17 protein-coding genes are annotated in these 16746 nt (G+C 40.8%); 3 read left to right on the forward strand and 14 right to left on the reverse strand.

From position 1 onward, the window contains the following. The first annotated feature begins 118 nt into the window (after positions 1-118). The 3 genes from RP262_RS04005 to RP262_RS04015 are packed head-to-tail and all read left to right on the forward strand — an operon-like array spanning position 119 to position 1499. The gene (locus RP262_RS04005; RefSeq protein WP_223311004.1) at positions 119-706 is read left to right on the forward strand and encodes a hypothetical protein; all 588 of its coding nucleotides are present in this window, start codon (positions 119-121) and stop codon (positions 704-706) included. Between the two features lie 14 nt (positions 707-720). Next, positions 721-1065 carry a hypothetical protein gene (locus RP262_RS04010; protein ID WP_223311005.1) on the forward strand — a complete coding sequence of 115 codons (345 nt, stop codon included), beginning with the start codon at positions 721-723 and terminating at the stop codon, positions 1063-1065. After that, positions 1065-1499: a protein-export chaperone SecB gene (locus tag RP262_RS04015; RefSeq protein ID WP_223311006.1), complete on the forward strand. Its 435-nt coding sequence runs from the start codon at positions 1065-1067 to the stop codon at positions 1497-1499. Before RP262_RS04010 ends, RP262_RS04015 begins: the two co-directional genes overlap by 1 nt. A gap of 355 nt (positions 1500-1854) precedes the next feature. Here RP262_RS04015 and RP262_RS04020 read toward each other — a convergent pair whose 3' ends face one another. The 14 genes from RP262_RS04020 to RP262_RS04085 form a co-directional block, all read right to left on the reverse strand. Further along, positions 1855-2079: a helix-turn-helix transcriptional regulator gene (locus tag RP262_RS04020; protein ID WP_002894155.1), complete on the reverse strand. Its 225-nt coding sequence runs from the start codon at positions 2077-2079 to the stop codon at positions 1855-1857. 2 nt (positions 2080-2081) lie between these two features. After that, positions 2082-2678 (reverse strand): DUF3796 domain-containing protein, encoded by a 597-nt coding sequence (locus RP262_RS04025; RefSeq protein WP_311154389.1) that lies wholly within the window; start codon positions 2676-2678, stop codon positions 2082-2084. A 197-nt stretch (positions 2679-2875) separates the two neighbouring features. Continuing rightward, positions 2876-3910: a SepM family pheromone-processing serine protease gene (locus RP262_RS04030; RefSeq protein WP_002927325.1), complete on the reverse strand. Its 1035-nt coding sequence runs from the start codon at positions 3908-3910 to the stop codon at positions 2876-2878. 51 nt (positions 3911-3961) lie between these two features. Beyond that, positions 3962-4852 (reverse strand): hypothetical protein, encoded by an 891-nt coding sequence (locus tag RP262_RS04035; RefSeq protein WP_002919950.1) that lies wholly within the window; start codon positions 4850-4852, stop codon positions 3962-3964. A 48-nt stretch (positions 4853-4900) separates the two neighbouring features. Further along, positions 4901-5815 (reverse strand): hypothetical protein, encoded by a 915-nt coding sequence (locus RP262_RS04040; protein WP_311154390.1) that lies wholly within the window; start codon positions 5813-5815, stop codon positions 4901-4903. A gap of 160 nt (positions 5816-5975) precedes the next feature. Then, positions 5976-6575 carry a glucosaminidase domain-containing protein gene (locus tag RP262_RS04045; RefSeq protein ID WP_002894168.1) on the reverse strand — a complete coding sequence of 200 codons (600 nt, stop codon included), beginning with the start codon at positions 6573-6575 and terminating at the stop codon, positions 5976-5978. A gap of 34 nt (positions 6576-6609) precedes the next feature. After that, positions 6610-7350 carry an A24 family peptidase gene (locus RP262_RS04050; RefSeq protein WP_023917077.1) on the reverse strand — a complete coding sequence of 247 codons (741 nt, stop codon included), beginning with the start codon at positions 7348-7350 and terminating at the stop codon, positions 6610-6612. Between the two features lie 68 nt (positions 7351-7418). Then, on the reverse strand, positions 7419-8483 hold the full coding sequence (locus tag RP262_RS04055) for a VanW family protein (RefSeq protein ID WP_042763105.1): 1065 nt from the start codon (positions 8481-8483) through the stop codon (positions 7419-7421). 7 nt (positions 8484-8490) lie between these two features. Continuing rightward, positions 8491-9579: a hypothetical protein gene (locus RP262_RS04060; protein WP_311154391.1), complete on the reverse strand. Its 1089-nt coding sequence runs from the start codon at positions 9577-9579 to the stop codon at positions 8491-8493. 55 nt (positions 9580-9634) lie between these two features. Next, a complete protein-coding gene (locus tag RP262_RS04065; protein ID WP_311154392.1) occupies positions 9635-11371 on the reverse strand; it encodes an MFS transporter in 1737 nt (578 codons plus the stop codon). A gap of 264 nt (positions 11372-11635) precedes the next feature. Further along, complete coding sequence (locus RP262_RS04070) at positions 11636-13222, reverse strand: hypothetical protein (protein WP_311154393.1); 1587 nt, start codon at positions 13220-13222, stop codon at positions 11636-11638. Then, positions 13206-13787, reverse strand: a complete 582-nt coding sequence (locus RP262_RS04075; RefSeq protein WP_002894178.1) for a PilN domain-containing protein — start codon at positions 13785-13787, stop codon at positions 13206-13208. The genes RP262_RS04070 and RP262_RS04075 overlap by 17 nt, the downstream gene beginning before the upstream one ends. Beyond that, the gene (pilM, locus tag RP262_RS04080) at positions 13787-15199 is read right to left on the reverse strand and encodes a pilus assembly protein PilM (protein WP_061603054.1); all 1413 of its coding nucleotides are present in this window, start codon (positions 15197-15199) and stop codon (positions 13787-13789) included. The genes RP262_RS04075 and pilM overlap by 1 nt, the downstream gene beginning before the upstream one ends. 43 nt (positions 15200-15242) lie before the next feature. Continuing rightward, the gene (locus RP262_RS04085) at positions 15243-16739 is read right to left on the reverse strand and encodes a prepilin-type N-terminal cleavage/methylation domain-containing protein (RefSeq protein WP_311154394.1); all 1497 of its coding nucleotides are present in this window, start codon (positions 16737-16739) and stop codon (positions 15243-15245) included. Positions 16740-16746: the final 7 nt, after the last annotated feature.

Below are 16746 nucleotides of genomic sequence, written 5' to 3' on the forward strand. Positions count from 1 at the left end.
TTCGTACAGTTAAAAAACTCCTCATAATAGTTTAGAATTTTTTCAAAAAAGGCCTTAATGTTTGAATTATCTAATCTTTAACAGTATAATCAAGGTAGTAGCTTTATCAGGAGGTTCTATGCTACAATATAGTGGGTGGCACGGCACCACCAATAAAAGGAAAAAAAATATCCTATCTGCTGGTTTTTCTTATAAAAAATATGAACCTGGTATTAATAAACAGAGACATCCGAACGACTTGGGTAACGGTGTTTACTTTTTTCTGCCTTTTAATAACGATACTGGTAAAACTATTGCTTCTGCTTATGTAGCAAAGTATAAGTCATTTGAACTAAGCAAACCTGGGGTTAAGCCTGAATTAGTTAACGCCGAAATCACTATAAAATCTATAGACAATATTTTTATTTTGGATGAACCAACAAACCAAAGTATATTAGATGAATATCGACAAAAGGCATATATTGAAATTGAACGTGAGATTGCAAGTATTTCAGATAGCGGAGCCAAAAATAGAGCTACTCTTCTTAACCAAAATCAAGGGTTAATTATTGAACTACTACTTGATTTAGCGTCTCAGTATGGAAAGAATTTTGAAGCCGTACAGTCCAAAACATATACTGATATTTCATTTTTACCAGTGATTAACGGCAAGAATGGAGAAGAAATTTGTATACGTGATTTAAATTGTATTACAAACATTTTATAAATAAGGAGGCTTTTATGAGTTTATTATCAAACTTTTTAGGAACTGAAGAATTTTCTTTGATGGATTCTCCAATGTTCCAAGAATTAGTTGAAAATATTAAGGCCAACAAAATCTATTCAGTAAACAATGAATTTGATTATTTTTTGAATATGTCAGGAAGTCCTAAAAAATATAAAGATGAAATACATTTTACCTCTCAATTAGATAATCAAAATGATTTTTATGATTTGAATTCTATAAATAAAGTAGATGCAATGTCTAAATATATTATAAAAAACAAGAAATCATGTTTTTCATATTTCCCAATAGATTCTGAAAACTTAATTACAACAAAAGAAAGTAGTGAGGTGGCAGCTTAATGTCCTCTTTACAATTTAAAGATTATTTTTTAAATGAAGTATCATATCGAAGAAATCCTAGTTTTGATCAAACAAATAGTACTATTAATTTAAAACCTGAATTATCTGCTCAGATTTTAATAAGAAAGTCTGAAAACCTTGCTTACGTTAACTTAATAACAAAGCAAGGAAATATGTATTCAGATGATTCTGCTTTTGAGCTTATTGTAGATATTGTAGGAGAATTTTCGTTTATATACGACAAAACAGAATTTGATATTAGTTTTGAAACTTTTCTTAAAGAGAATGGTTTAGCAATTCTTTGGTCCTATATTCGGCCTATCGTATCTGATATGATCACTCGTGGTAATGAGTTCCCAAACTTCCTATTACCTGTCATTAACATTAAAAAAATGCTTGAAGAAAAAGATTCAATCAAGTTAACATACGAATAAAAATAGTGTAATGTTTTTCAAAGATCCAATGACGTGCTTTTTCTACTTTAATGTACATTTAGAAGGTATTTAGAGAAATAGAAAAATAAATAAGTAAAAATTATGATGAAAATAAATACGCCCGAAGAGTTTTGTATTATAGTGATGTAAGTTAAAACTCTACCTTTTTCTCTACTTTTTTTATAAACAGTTATAAAATCTGTTAAAATAAGCTTTGTAAGTATATAAGTTAACTTTTACAGAAGTTAAGTAATTTATATAACAAAAATCCTTTGAAATCAAAGTTTCAAAGGTTTTTTCTTTTTGTTTCAAGCCCTAGCTGAACAACAAACTTAATACTAGGTCTCGAAAAGAATTATGCCTCCTCTTTCTGTCTGAGTTCAAAGAGATCTTCCACTTTAAGGTTAAAAACTTGAGCAATTTTGAGAGCCATTTCCAGCGAAGGGTTGTAGCGGTTATTTTCCAAGTGCAGAATTGTCTCGCGCCGCATGCCGATGCGGTCGGCTAGCTCCTGCTGGGTCATGCCCATGGATTCGCGAACGGATTTGAGATTAGTGATAATCTTGCTTTCTTTGGCCATGGTTATCCTCTCCGCTCCAAGATAAGATAGACAACTGCAAAGATGCAAATCAAGGCAGCTATGCTAATAAAGATCTGGCCCATGTAGAGAGTGAGAGAACCCATGTACCCAATGATAACTGCTAGGATCATCAGTGCGCCTAGTATAAAGACAAACATCAAGCTAGCTGCCTTAGCTAAATTAGCATAAAAGCGTTCGTCTGGAGTTTCCTTGACATTTTTCAAAGAGAAAAAACCAAATACAATCGCTTCAATAACGAGGCCAACTCCCAAAATCCATTCCTTAATACTGGATCCTTCGCTTGGGGTTGCAACCCAAATTCCTACTGTATAAAAAATGGTTGCTGCAAACAAAAGCATCGTGTAAAGCTTAGCAGACAAGTCAAAAATAGTCTTCCCCTTACCTTTCTGACTCTTATGAGGCCATGGTTTCATGTGCAGCCAGCCCCAAATAGCTACAATCTGACCTAATACTGAAATACCGAGAATAATCAACTTGGGACCCCAACTAAGATTAGAACCAAGTAAAACAGTAAAATCAATAAAAAGAGCTGCGGCAATCATTGTAATGAGGCCACCCGTTTTTTGACTTTTTTTCATGATAGACTCCTTTCCTTATGTTAGAAATATTTAACACTCTTTATGTTATAAATATATCACACTTCAATTTGGAAAGCAAGAATTTATGTGCCAAGGTGGCAATTATTTTAAAAAATTCTATAATAAAAGCCCTCGCCAGATAAATAACTAGCAAGAGCTTGTGTTTCTATTGACTATTCATAGAGTAGTAAAGTCTCTTATTCCATCTCTCTGAGATAGTTCAAAGCTTCGTTGAAGGTTTTGACAGGGACGATTTTCATTTTACTCTTGATTTTGATAGAAGCACGAAGTGCCTCATGGTAGTTAGAGCGCAGCTTGGGATTGTACTGGGCAATATCGGCGTCAATGGTATCATCGGGAACAAAGAAAATCTCCGCGCCTGCCTTATCGGCAGCCATGACCTTCATCTCTATCCCGCCAATCCGGCCAACATTTCCCTTGTGGTCAATCGTTCCAGTACCAGCAATAGCTTTTCCTTTGGTAATGTCTTCAGACACGAGCTGATTGTACAGCTCCAAACTGAACATGAGTCCACCAGAGGGGCCTGCTACACCGTTGCTCTTAAACTTTGTCAGAGGATTCATGGCAACACTGGCTTTGGAACCTAATGCAATCCCCAAACCAGGCTTACCAGTTGTCTCATCCACAATCACAGGACCGCTAGCCAAACCGATTACACCATTACGGCTGTACTCAATTGATACCACATCGCCGACTGTCCGCTGTTCCATCTGATCAACGATGTCGTATGGGCTAGTGTAAGTCTGATTGTCAATCTTTAAAATCACATCGCCTTTCTGCAGCTCCTGAGCTAACGGCGTCTCTTGGCTGACAGCATCCACAAAAATCTCTTTATGTCTAATCTCAACAGTACGACCAGCTGCTTGATAAGCTACCTGCAAGGCATTGAGATGAGAAGACCCCATAGTGCTGTTCTCTCGCTCTTCCCGTCCCTTTTCCTTATCGAAATAGTTTTCAGGAACAGAGACATACTCTGTTTCCAGCCTGTAATTAGGCAGCAGAGTCAAAAAGAGACTGAAGACTCGGGCCTTGGAAACACCAACAGCCATGACATAGATTTTACCTTTTCCTTTATCAGTTCCTCCTTGAACTTGGACAAAGTCTTTGGCATTCAAAGCCGGCCTCACGGTCTCTAATTCATAAGGGAGAGGAATAAAGCCTATCCCAGTTAGCACCAAAGCTGTTATTAAGATTCTTGTTACTGATTTCATACCCTTCCTCTTGTTTCTATCAAGTATTGTCTGGTCTTGCAACTGCCTGACTTAATCACCAAAATCCACCACTTCCGTATCATTTTCCATCAGAGTATCAGCAAAAACTGTCCGAACAACCAGAACAAATACACAGTAAAAGCTACTGAAAACTAGGACAGGAATCATCTGAATCAGGCCAAGTAAATCATCCAGTTCCCCCAGCAAGGGACCAATATACTGCCTTATCAGATCCATTAGGAGATGAGTGCCCAAGCCAATCAGCCCACCAAAAGAAGCTAGAAAAAAGCTGAGCAGAACATAACGACCCCTGCGCTCCTTCATCAACAGGACTGACTTTCTCAAACAGCCATAAAAAGAAAGCGGCTTGGCCAGATTGTCTCTTGAGCTAGTATCCTGAATGATATAAGACAGCAAAAAGAAGTGCGAATCAACCAGATAAGTGAAGAGCAGGTAAAAAACCATGAACAAGAAAGGAAAAAGAAACTGGAAAATTACAATGGCCTCTGGACTTACTGCTCTCCGATAAAAGGCAAAGAGACTAGCAACCCCAAGATTGATGCCGATTGCCGACCAACCCATGTACAAAATCAGAACCTGGACTGCACTGACAATGAAGGAATAAAAGAGGCGAGTAAGCAAGCCATCTGAGATACTGTACCAAACCGCATAGCCAAAATAGAGCTTAACCATCTGCGGATTTCGTATCATTGTCAAGGCAAATTTATTGACGTAAGCAAAACCGAAGGCAATTATAAAAGCCAAACAGGTCAAGACTAAAATGGACCGGTAAGACCAACTCGAAACCAGCGGAAAAAGAAACCAGCCCAGCACTGCAAGCGGGATTCCGACCAGCAAAAGGCCTTTCAGCCAGACAAAATAATATTCTGTAACAAAAATCCAAGCTTCTCTGAAAACCCTTGTTACTTTTACATCATTCATCGTTCATTATCCTAAATCCTAAAACCCTTTCTAATTTTTTCATAAATATTAATCTCCAAAATTAACTATTTCCCGATCATAAGACATCAGGATGTCGGCCATAACCGAGCGGGCTGCCAAAGCATAAATCAGCAAAAAGCCATTTATCATACTAACAATCATTCCCACAATATTAGACACACCAGCACTAAAAAGTAAACTCAAAACTTCTATCAGACCCAATACTACAGGAATAAGCTTTAAGACAAGCTCTACCAGTAAGTAACGCCCCCTCTGACCATTCATACGAGAAAAAGACTTGCCCAAGCTGCCAAAAGCTGACAGAGGACGCAAGAGGTTATCAGAGGAGTTGGTATCTTGAATAATATAGGGCAACAAGAAGAAGTGAGAGACGATAAAATAGCTGTAAAACAAATGGAATACCAAGTTAAACATTGGTGCTATCAAAAAAATCAGGAAGAGCATGCTAGCTATCTTCTCTTGATTTTTTGCAACCCAAATCATCCAAGTTCCCATAATCTCTTGAAAATTTGCATCTGACATCAAGACATTATAGAAGTATACAAAAAGAAGTAACATAGCCAAGAAAAACATGAAGACGTAAATAGACATAGAAAGCAAACGCCCCAAAAAGCCATCAGAAATACTGTAGCCAACAGCCCTCCAAAAGTTTCTTCGCACCATCTGCGGATTACGAACCATGGTCAAGGAAAACTTATGGATATAAGCAATCACAAAAGAACATAGAAATCCCAGCAGAATTATACTTGGAAGAAATGTAGAAGTCAATGGAGAAAAAAATAGAATTAACAGCCCCAGAATAAAAAATGGCAGTTGAATGATAGCAAGCCCTGCTGTCCATACAAAAAAGTAATCAACAGTCAGTCCCCAGGCTTCCTTTAAAACATCGCTTACATCAAACTTTCTTTTCATAAATCCCCTAATTAAGTCATTTTTCGCCATAAAAGACGATGTCGCAGAAGCAAGTTTTTATTTTTTAGTCCTGAGAGGATGATTAGGAATTTTTAGAGCCCCATAGAACAAGAAAAACCCCGTCAATCACCTCACCAAAAGAAATTCTTTCTATAATAAAGCAAGCTGAGACATGATTGTCCCAGCCACCTTAACCTTTTTTCAAAAAATTTCGAATACGAATCATAATCTTGCTTGACCAAGTTTTGTCAGATGCGTATCTTACATTGATAGCAGCCATGCTCTTACCATTGTAGAACTGACCGCCAGGCTTGAGATAGTGCTCGCTGAGATAGCGGGCAACTGTATCTATACCATCGTCAAATGTTGCGAAATTTCCTGCACTGGAAAAAGGACTGGAGTCATAAGCCATGAAACCAAACAGGTTGTGCTTGGCCTGAGCAATCTGACTGCGGCCGTAATCCGATTCGTGAATAGCCAGCCCTACGAGAAAAATTGCATTAACTCCATGATCTTTCTCTGCTTTTTTGAAAGCTTTTCCCAATCCAGCCATCGGCGTGCCAGCCAGACGACTATCAATGAAATCAGCTGACACTGTGCTTGGCACTGTTACATCTTCTGAAAAGACGACTGCTCCTGTTTTCTTAGCCTGAAACTGATCTGACACCTGCACTAAAGATGGATCCAAACTGGCCTTTTCATTTGCCGCTAGGCGGCTGACAGGCAACACACTGCCTGAAAGAACAGTAGCTGTCGCTAATGCTATGATAACTTTTTTCTTCCTAAACATTTTTTCTATCCATTTCTATGTCGCTTTTGGTTTCCTAGATTCCTCCCCAGAAATATAGGACGACCGCCATGATACTCATAGCAGGACCAAAAGGGACTTCTTCTTTCAACTTAAATTTGAATTTCTTAAAGATGGTTGCGATTAAGAGAATCGCTCCAGCCACAAAGAAAGAACCATATCCCAAAATCAGCGTATTCAAGGGGCTAAACCAACTGCTCAGAGCAGCTAAGTAGAGAATGTCTCCCATCCCGAAAGCCTCTTTCTTGTAATAAGCCTTGGCCCCAAAATAAATGAGAGAGTAGAGGCCAGCGCCGACTAGCAGTGAAAGGAGCAGTTCCCAATTAAACTCATTGGTAAAAAACGTAACAGCCATGCGGCCCAGCCAGAAAACCAGCAGAACCGAGTCCGAGATGTACTGAGTATCAAAATCGATATAACCAATAATGAGACAAAGCGACACCAAGAGACAGGCTGAAACAACCATCCATGGCCCCTGATCTTGAAAGATCAGATAAGAAGCCAACCAGAGCAGACCCGTCAGGAGCTCCACAATGAGATAGCGCGGTGAAATCTGCTCCTTGCAGTGCTTGCATTTAAAGCCCTGCATGATAATCGACACAACCGGAATCAGCTCCACCGAAGTCAAGACATGACCGCAGGACGGACACATAGACCGACCTTTGGCAATGCTCTTTTCCAGCGGTACACGGTAGATGACGACATTGAAAAAGCTCCCAAATACGACACCTAATATAAATACTAAACTTGCAATCATAATTTTTCCCTTTTTATACTCTTTGAAAATCTCAGGTGACTATGGCAAACTTCGACTTTCCTTGAGTATCACTTAGATGCCAAAATGATGGATACTTGCCCCTCCTCCAAACTTAATGAAAACACCATATCTGTTTCTGTATTGTTTTGAATGGTCAATTCGGTCAAACCTTCAGCAGGTGTCCCGATGTTGAAATACTGTCCTCGATAGGAAATAACATTGGTCCGTGAAAAGGCGAGCTGCTGAATGGCATCTACAATCTGCTCAGCACCCTGACCGTAAACTTCTTTATTATCCTTGCCCTTGACTGGCAGATAGCCAGACTCCGCATTCAAAGCGCCCAGCAATTCTGAGATAGACTTGGTCTCACCAGGAGCCAAGTAAACATTCTGCAGCTTGTAAAAAGCTGTCTTCATGTTTTGAGCTTGGGCAGCGTTAGTCGGCAGAGGTACTTCCTTACGCTCTATAAAGTGCGTATATTGGCTCAGAAGCTCACTCTGATCTTCTGCTTCGACAGGCGTGCTCTCAACCTTGACATCATCAAATTTACCAGTCTTGGCAATCTCCTCAGATGCTTGGATAAAAGCAGCAGGGTCAATCTTATAGCCATTAGACTTGTCTCCCACCTTTACGTTAGACTCGCCGTCCATGACCAGATGATTGGTCGTTGGAAGCTGACTGAGAACATCAGGATGGGCAGCCAAGACATCATTTAAAGGTCTGAGCCAAAAGAGTCGATTGGGATAGATGGAAATCTGCAGGTTTTCCTTGGTATCGAAAAACGGTGTAAACTTATCCCAAACTGTCTTGGCTGAGATATTATCCAGCCGCTTGAGCTCTTCTTCTGTGAAATAGCTCAGTCCTAAAAAGCGCATATCTACAGAGAAGTGTTGCCCTGTAGACAGCTGAAATGTAGCCTTATAGGGCAGTTCTCTGTAAACTTCAATCTCAGCTTCGCTCCGAGAGCGAACCTTCATAGAGGGGCGGCCATTGATACTCAGGTCAATCGTTGGATTAAAGACAAAAATGACATAAAATAAACTACCCAGCAGAAAGGCAGCAAGTGTCGCTGCTGGAAGTAGTTTTTGATATTTTGATGAAACCTTTCTTTTTCTTCTTGACATGAATCTCATCCCAACCTTATACTACGCATTCAGCTAAGCGGATAAGGAATTTACGGTCGATACGGCGAAGAAAATCAATGATGTCATCTGAAACAGTATCTCCGGCATTCAGGATAACTCCTCCATCTGCATTAACAAGATCTTTTTGCAGTGTTTTGCCCACTAGAAGACGTTTTTGCCGATCGATAAAGTCGTTAACAGCTTTCTTTGCTGCAGAGTCTTCCTCAGCAACTGGCGCTGTGCTGATAGTTGTTTCTACTTCCTCAGCAGGGGCTGCCAATACTTCTTCCAAAGCAGCATCCAGACTCAGCGCTGCATCTGTTTCATCAACTTCTTCTTCAGCTGGAGCTGTCTTTTCTTGTACCAAGTCTTGGACTTCTGGCTCTTCTGCTGTCTCTACGACTGCTTCAGAAAACTCCAAATCAGAAGCAGCAGCTCCCAGACCTACAGCAGCCAAGGCCTCTGTCAAATCTGTCGCAGCTTCTTCTTTTACATCTACTTTTTCATCTACAACTGGCTCGAATACAGGTGCTTCAGCAACTACTTCCTCAATTTTTTCAGCAGGTTTTGCAGCTTCAGTCTCATGGAGCAGATCTGCTGCAGCCAGACGGCCCATCTCTACATCTGCTTCAAGATGAGGAGCTGTCTTTTTTTCATCATTGAGGATGATATACTCTTTACCAATCATCAAGATGCGTGATTTAGGAATCTGAATTTCCTCGCTGGCATCTTCAGAATCAACCACCAAGTAGCCAATTTCATTTTTTTCGTCAATATGATAGTCAACAACAGTTCCCACCTTGTTTCCATCAATTGTGATGACGATTTCGTCAAAGACGCTACCCTGTTTGTCGTTCAAGACCTTCAGATCAGATTCTTCCAGCTCTTGAAAAACTGAGCTGTTTTCTACCATGACCGCAAAGTCACCGATACCTTGGATGTTCTTGCTAGACAGCAAGGCAAAAGGCTGTTCAGACTGCTTTGACTTAATGACAAAAGTCAGATTGACCCCCTCGTCAACAAAGACTTCATGGACTTCACCCAGTCCCATCCCTTTTTCAATCTCAATGACAACGGTCCCTGTGATTGTTTTACAACTTTTCATAATTTCCCCTAAAACCCTTCTAATTGATTACAATCAATTGTATGTTTATATAGTATTAATTTTTCACGATTTTGTCCAGCATGTTGAACGCTTCTTGACGAAGATTTTGATCTGAGCTGCCTTGGACAATTTCTTTCAGATAGCTCTCAGCTTCTTGAACTGCATTAGAAGCCAATAATTCCTGACTTTCCAGTAGGAGGAATTGGAAATAGACTTCTTTATCTCCCGCAGTTGCTGCAGCTGGTCTTGCTTCTGCCGCTTCCTCAGCCTTGAGGATATCAGTGATTTTCTGAAGCAAATCTTCTTCTGTCTCATCTGTAGCCGGAACGACCGGAGCAGCTTTGACTTGTGCTTCCTCAGCTTTGAGGATGTCAGCAATTCCCTTGAGCAAGTCTTCTTCTGTTTCATCTGCAACTGCTTCTTGGATAGGCTCAGCCTGTGTCCAAAGTGCGTCTTCAGAAACTGATTGAACAACTGCTGGTTCAGCGGCTGCTTCAAACTCAAACGTTTCTGATGCAGGTTCGAAGCTACTTTCTTCCTCCCAAGTCTCTGCGACTTCAGCAGTTAAATCTTCCTCTTCAGATCCCAGCAAATCATGCTGAATCTGGCTGAGAATATCTTGATAACCCTGAATATCAGCGCGATCACGGCTAACCATAGACTCTTCAGAAGCAGAAAATTCTGGCTCTGCAGCAGCTTGGCTGAAGGCTGAATCCATCTTAGCTTGTGGCTCAGTGTCTGAATCAGCAAAGAAGAGAGATTCTAAGCTGTTTGTTGCTCTTGACTCTTCCGCTCTAACTGGCTTGATATCTCCCGTAGCAGCAAAAACATCTTCCAGGCTGTTGCCTACTTCTTCTGCCACTGGCTGCTGAGCTTGTTCTTGCTCAGTGAAGAATTCTTCCTCATCTTGAGAAACAACACCTGTCACCTCAACCGCCTGCGGTCTGAAGTTGCCATAGCTAGACTCCGTATAGGACATCGGTCTAATCTTAGACAGAACAGCAGTCTCAAAGGCTGGATCATCTATATCTGTATAGCCTTGATTGCCGGCTGCATTTGCTTCCGTAGGCTGAATCAGAGAGTTGGCCACCTTAATCTTAGTAGAACCCTTTCGGTGATGAAGCAGGGACTGCAAAAATTCATCATTGGCCTTTTGTGCGCTGTGGTCCATACCCACCATACCGACCTCAGCTGCCGCTAGCTGACTGTTTGGCTCGTATTCTCCAAAGGCAGGAGCTGTAGCCAGATTATCAACAGGGTAGAGAGGTTTTACTTTCTCAAATCTTGTCATATCCTTTTTGATAGAACGGTCTGCCAGGGTGCGACCAGAAGCAGATACTCTCTGCCTTGCCGGACTTTCCTCAGCCTGAACCCTTTCTTTACTTTCCTTTCTCATCCTACCGGTTGAAGCATTGGATAAGTTCAAATCCCTAGCAGATGACAAGCCTGCGCTCGTCACTTCCGCTTTCTTGCGTGTGCTCTTGGTATGCTTCTGGCTTCTGCTTCGCGCTGAAGCAGTTGCTCTCTTCTTGACTGGAGCTAGCTCCTGTGAAAAGAGCAGCACCATATAGACTGCCAAGGCCAAAGCACAGAGTCCAACAAAGGCTATGCCGGGAACTTGTTGAAAGAGGAATGGAGCACCAATCGCAAATAGCATGACCCATACTACGAGAAAAAGGCGCTTTATTAATGAAATCCTAGAAACAAATAAAATGCTAATCGTATGCAGCGCTATTAGCCCTGCTCCAAAAGGTAAAAAATATGCCATTTGAATATTTTCGACACCCCCCACTTTCTAAATGATATTAAACTTTTTCAATGCAAAACCAGTCTTGATTTTGTTTTTCCATAAACTCCATTAAAACCCAAAATAGACTCGGGCGTCTATTCTGAGTTTGCTTGTATTATACTTCAAATATCTCTATGTTTTAGTTTACTATAAATGCACCGTGAATACTAGTCTAATAACTTGGTTTTTAGCATTTTTTTAAGAAAAATTTACTCATGCTCTTGAAATTTTAAACCATAGACTTATTTGGTATTTTTTCAAAGTATTTTAGCTGACTACCAAGTTGTTCACAGATAGGTTATCCAGCTTCATAGTCGTTTCAGGGCTTTCTCCGCTTGGAGTTTCAAAGTAGTAACCCACAATAGTCATTGGATAGCTGAATCCTGGAATGTTTTCAGGATCGAAGCTAACTTCGCGCCAGCCAGTCCAGCTGTTTGGACGAATGACATGAAGGTAAATTTTCTGCCCACTGGCATTCTTGACAATCAAGCCAATCTTACCCTGCCATTGATTAGACAGAGATAGAGAGAAGCTGATAGCATCCGGCTTATTGTTCAAGGATACATACGGTGCTGCAAATTCCATTTCATACATAGTAGAAGACTTGGTTGCTGGAATCTTAACCACATTGGAACCTGAACCCTCAAGGAAGTCCGTATTGTCAACCGTCACATCATATTGATTGCTGCCGCCTGACTGAATCAGCTTCAGTGGTGATTCGAAGCGGTAGATAGTTGATGAATTGTAATAAGCTGACAGACCATCGTTCCGACTAGACTGAGTGCTAAGCTGCTCCAGATAAGACGGAGCCAGATTGGTACTGCTGTTAGCATTCGCGCTGCTAGTTGTATTGGTTGTTGCGGCCCCCAAACTGCCCTTATTGCCAGTTGCATCAGTGCCGCCACCAGCTGTCGTTACAGATATAGAACCTGCCTGCCACGTTGGAATCGCAAATGGAGACTGCCAGTTTGCAAACTGAATCGGCGTCTTATCGACATTGCTCTCTAAGGTCACATAGCGCTCAACGTCTTTAACCTGATAGAAGCGCAGCTTGATTTTACCGCTGGTCAATTCTGGGTTTTTATTCTCCTCAGTGCTAGACAGGCTTTTCTTTCCGCCCAATTCCAGCTCGCTGGAAACGATTTTTTGTTGATTGCCATCAATCAATTCCAACAATTTCAGAACCTGTGTATAAGTTCCTTCGAACTCAATGTCCGCTGTCATCTGCGTGATGTTCGTATTATTGGTTGTTCCGTTCCCTGGTGTCGCTGTATTAGCTGCCGTTGTTGTTGCAGTATTGGCATCTGATGAAGAGCTGCTGCTTGATGAAGATGAGGACGATGTACCAGACGAGCTAGAGGTCGTACTGGATGAAGAAGATGTCTCACTTGAGCTTGAACTGCTAGTCGTACCAGAAGAGTTGGAGTTTTGACCCTTAGATGAAGTTGCAGCTAATCCCTCCTGCTGGAGTTCCAACTCTGTGCTCTCAGTGTAGTTGACAGACTTGAATTTAATACCGCTTTCGTTGACCAACTTGTCAATCAAGAAGATGAACTCCCCTTGATTAGTCGTACCATAGTATTTCTTAGCCTGATCCAGAGTCTTAGCATTCAAAGTTTGGAGCTGCTTGGTAAGAGACTTCCTCTGACTAATCTTGGCATTCTTGCCTTCCAACTCTGTAGAGATAGTTGCATGCTCTTCAGCTAACTGCGCCATCCGTGTATAAGAATTTGTTACCAGATACCCACCACCAGCAAGTACCGCTACTCCTCCAACACAGGCCAACAATTTCTTGTCACGCTCATTTAAATTACTCAGGATTTTTTTCTTTTCTTTCTCATTTTTGCTCTTCATTGAAATCTACATCCTTCGTCAAAATTTTAATGTTAAACTTGTACACTGTATTGTTATCCTTTTCCTCGCGAGTAATGTTATCCACAAAAATATGGTTAAACTTCTCAGACTTACGAAGCTCTTCCTCAAACTTAGCGATAGAAAGATGCTCTTGAGACGAACCATTGATTTCTACATTGTCGTTATTAATCTTGATATCGTCAAAGACCAGGTTCCGTGTCACGTTTTTATTAAGGAAGTCCATAAAGGCTTTGTTTACTCGGTGCAGGCGGCGGAAGTCGCCTTCCAGACTGGTAAAGAGAAGTTCGTCATTCTTGACCGTAACAATCTTATCTTCAGTCTCAGAGACTGCCTTCAGCTCTTGAGCCATTTCTGGACTCTTGAGCGTCTGCTCCGCTCGGTCAATCTCGCCTTGGAGGTGCATAGCGCTAAACTGGAAGAAGCCAATCAGCACAATCATAATCGCTGCAATCCCAGCAAAAGCGGAAATAGCAGCAAGTTTCAGTGGACTGGCCTTAGCCGGTGCCACATGATATTTTGAAAAGTAGTTTAAATCTCTCCGCATTAGTTCGCTCTCCTAATCAACATGGCTGTAGCCGGAATGAACTCCGCATTAAACTCGGCAGAACCTTCCCACAGTACATTCTCATAATCTACATTATCAATTGAGATGAATTCCCGATTCATGTTCTGCTTCAAAATAGCTGCTAACTGCCAGCAAATGTCCTGGTCACCAAAGACGTAGAAACTGTCAATGTTGAGACCAGTTGACCCGCTAAAGAAGTTTTCAGTATTAAGAATGTGGTTCTTAGCATCAGCCACCCACTCATCCAAGGCTCTCTTCAAGAGACCTGTGTCCAGATCATCTGAAGCCACTGCTGGAAGCTTTTGCAAAAGACTAGCATCGTCTGCATAGCTCAGGATGTCCTTGTAGCCACGGTTGAGATAGTTACTAGTCACAAACTTGCCTTCCGAGTAGAGATAGACACCAATGAAGCTCTTGCTCAGATGTACCATACCGACATTTTCCTTGGTCAGCTTCTTGGCACGATTGTTAACCGCCTGAACGCGTTCCAGCCATTTTTCAAAGGTATTAGACTGAAGGTCAAAGACATAAGGTGTCAGCTTCAAATTCTCAGCCAAGCCCAGATATTGCTCTACCACGCCTTTTGGCACAGCATAGACCATGAGTGAGCGAGTATCTTCATCAAGCGGAAAAGCTGAATTAGACTCCTGCTCTTGAAATTGAATAACATAAGAAGTCGGATCAATATCCAGGTATTGCTGGAGCTCGTAAGATACCAAGCCCTCAATATCCTCATCATTCTGCACACTAGCTGCCACATCAACCGAACGGGCGATGATATTGGTATTGCCCAGAGCAAAGAAAGCATACTTAGCAGTGATAGCATGCTGCTCCATCAGGTCGCTGATAATGTTTTTGAGAGTAATCGGGTCGATAATCTCACTATTCAGTACAACACCTTCTGGCAGATTGGCAGACGCCATCTTGATAATCTCCAGCTCATTGCGCTTCTGTCTGGCAACAACCAGATAGACTGATTCGTCAGTGAAGTCAATGGCCATCAGATTGCCCTTGATTGGCTTGCCAAACATAGTGTAAGGTGCATGCATTCTAGTAACCGGTTGGCTCGCTGCACCACTGCCTTTCTTAGCAAAGAGTGAACGATTTCCAGACTTAGCAGGCATGTCATCACTGCCACTATTCTTAGAAAAGAGCGGCTTGTTGAGCTTGGTTAAGAAGCTCCCTTTTGCTGTTGACTTTTCCTCATCGTCAAAGTCTTCTTGACGGTCTGACTTGATCTGAACTCCTTGAATAGATAAGTGTTCTTTATGTTTCCCTTTTGATGAGAAGAGCGGTTTATTTAATTTTCCTAAAAATGAGCCTTTTTTCTCATTATCTTCTTCGTCCAGAGCTCTTCTGCGCCCCTTGGACGAAAACATATTTTTTGCCATAATCTCCTAATCTCCCTTATTTTTCCTAAAAACTATTTCCCTATTAGCTCGCCTTATACTTATCACGGAAGTAGACGGCAAGTTTATTTATATCCGTATCCCTCAAAGCTTTTGTGTATATGGCGAATTCATTTATATAGGTATTGCCACCAAACACTATTTGTGCTCTTTGGGCATCATGATCATTCAGTGGTATTATCTGGCTATGAATCAATGTTCCATTAACGAAAACTTCAATATTTACTTTTTTCCCAATAGTTGAACTCCGAACTTGGATAGAATTGTCTTTACTGTAATCTATCTTCACAGATGAAGTTTGTTGTCCGTCACTAGCAATTTCACCTGTCCCCGTTGTAATAAAATTTAAATTCCCATCTGCCTGCAGATTGATTCCCCACGTCAATGTATTATCAAATTTATAGGTTAATAACTTTCCTGATTGGTTTCTGTTCCCGATAAGAATAGAGGTTGTATACGATTTAGAATCACTGAAATCCCTGGTAAAGGCCATCTCTTGTTTACTCTGTCTCTGATCATCTTGACTATCTCTTAGAGCAATGAACTGACGTGACTGTTTTATTATATCTTCATAATAACTCAGCACTGAAATATTAGAATAAGGTATATCTGTAGGCCTTTTATAATTAAGGACTTCAACATTTGTATATAATTTATTGTCTGTAGGTATGCGAATCTTTTTTTTACTATCGCTGCTTAATACAGCCAAATCTGCATCAGTATGAACATCTAAATATTGATATCCGTTTTCTACTTCTGGCAACCCCATTACCCATATGCGATTTTTAGCTTCTTGATAACTACCAACACGTCCATAAGAATTAATTGCGCGTGCAGCAAACGTAAGAAAACGTCCACGCATGTTGTCTTTAATATATATGCCAGATTCTTGATTTGATTGCTGACGAAAATCTGTTGGCATCTCCGGGAGAACTAACTGAGAAACGCTGTTATCCCCAAGCGTTCCTATCGTTCCTACTGGAACAATTCCAGTCGCTCCAGAACCGATACTTCGATCGCTGAGAAACCAGCCAGACTCAGTATAGATACGAGTTCTACTATCCTGTTTATTATCTTTGAGCCCTGCTGTTCCAGCTGGAGTAGTTTCACCAACATAATAAAAACCTTTCGAGTTTTGAATAGACACGGCTAAATCACTCGGAAGTTCTAGCATCGTCTCACTAACATTGGCTGCAAATAGATGAATATTCTTAATTTTATTATCTTTATAAGATAGTATTTTGCCTGTAACATTGATATTTTGGGTATTACCACTACCAATTTTATAATTAAAAGCTTCAACATCCGTTCCTTGACCACCATTTTTCTTAATTTCGGCCAACTCTGTTTCAAAAGCCTCCTGAATATCAAAATTCGTAGTATTTTGTCCCCGCTGACGAAGAATGTTGTTAAAACTTCCAGCAAAGAAAGTTAAAAGACCAGCAGAAATAATTCCTATCAGAATTAGAGAAATCAATACTTCAACTAGCGTAATCCCTCTATACTTCTTTACTTTTTTCATTCTTACT

The organism is uncultured Streptococcus sp. (genome assembly GCF_963456385.1).
Classification (GTDB): domain Bacteria; phylum Bacillota; class Bacilli; order Lactobacillales; family Streptococcaceae; genus Streptococcus.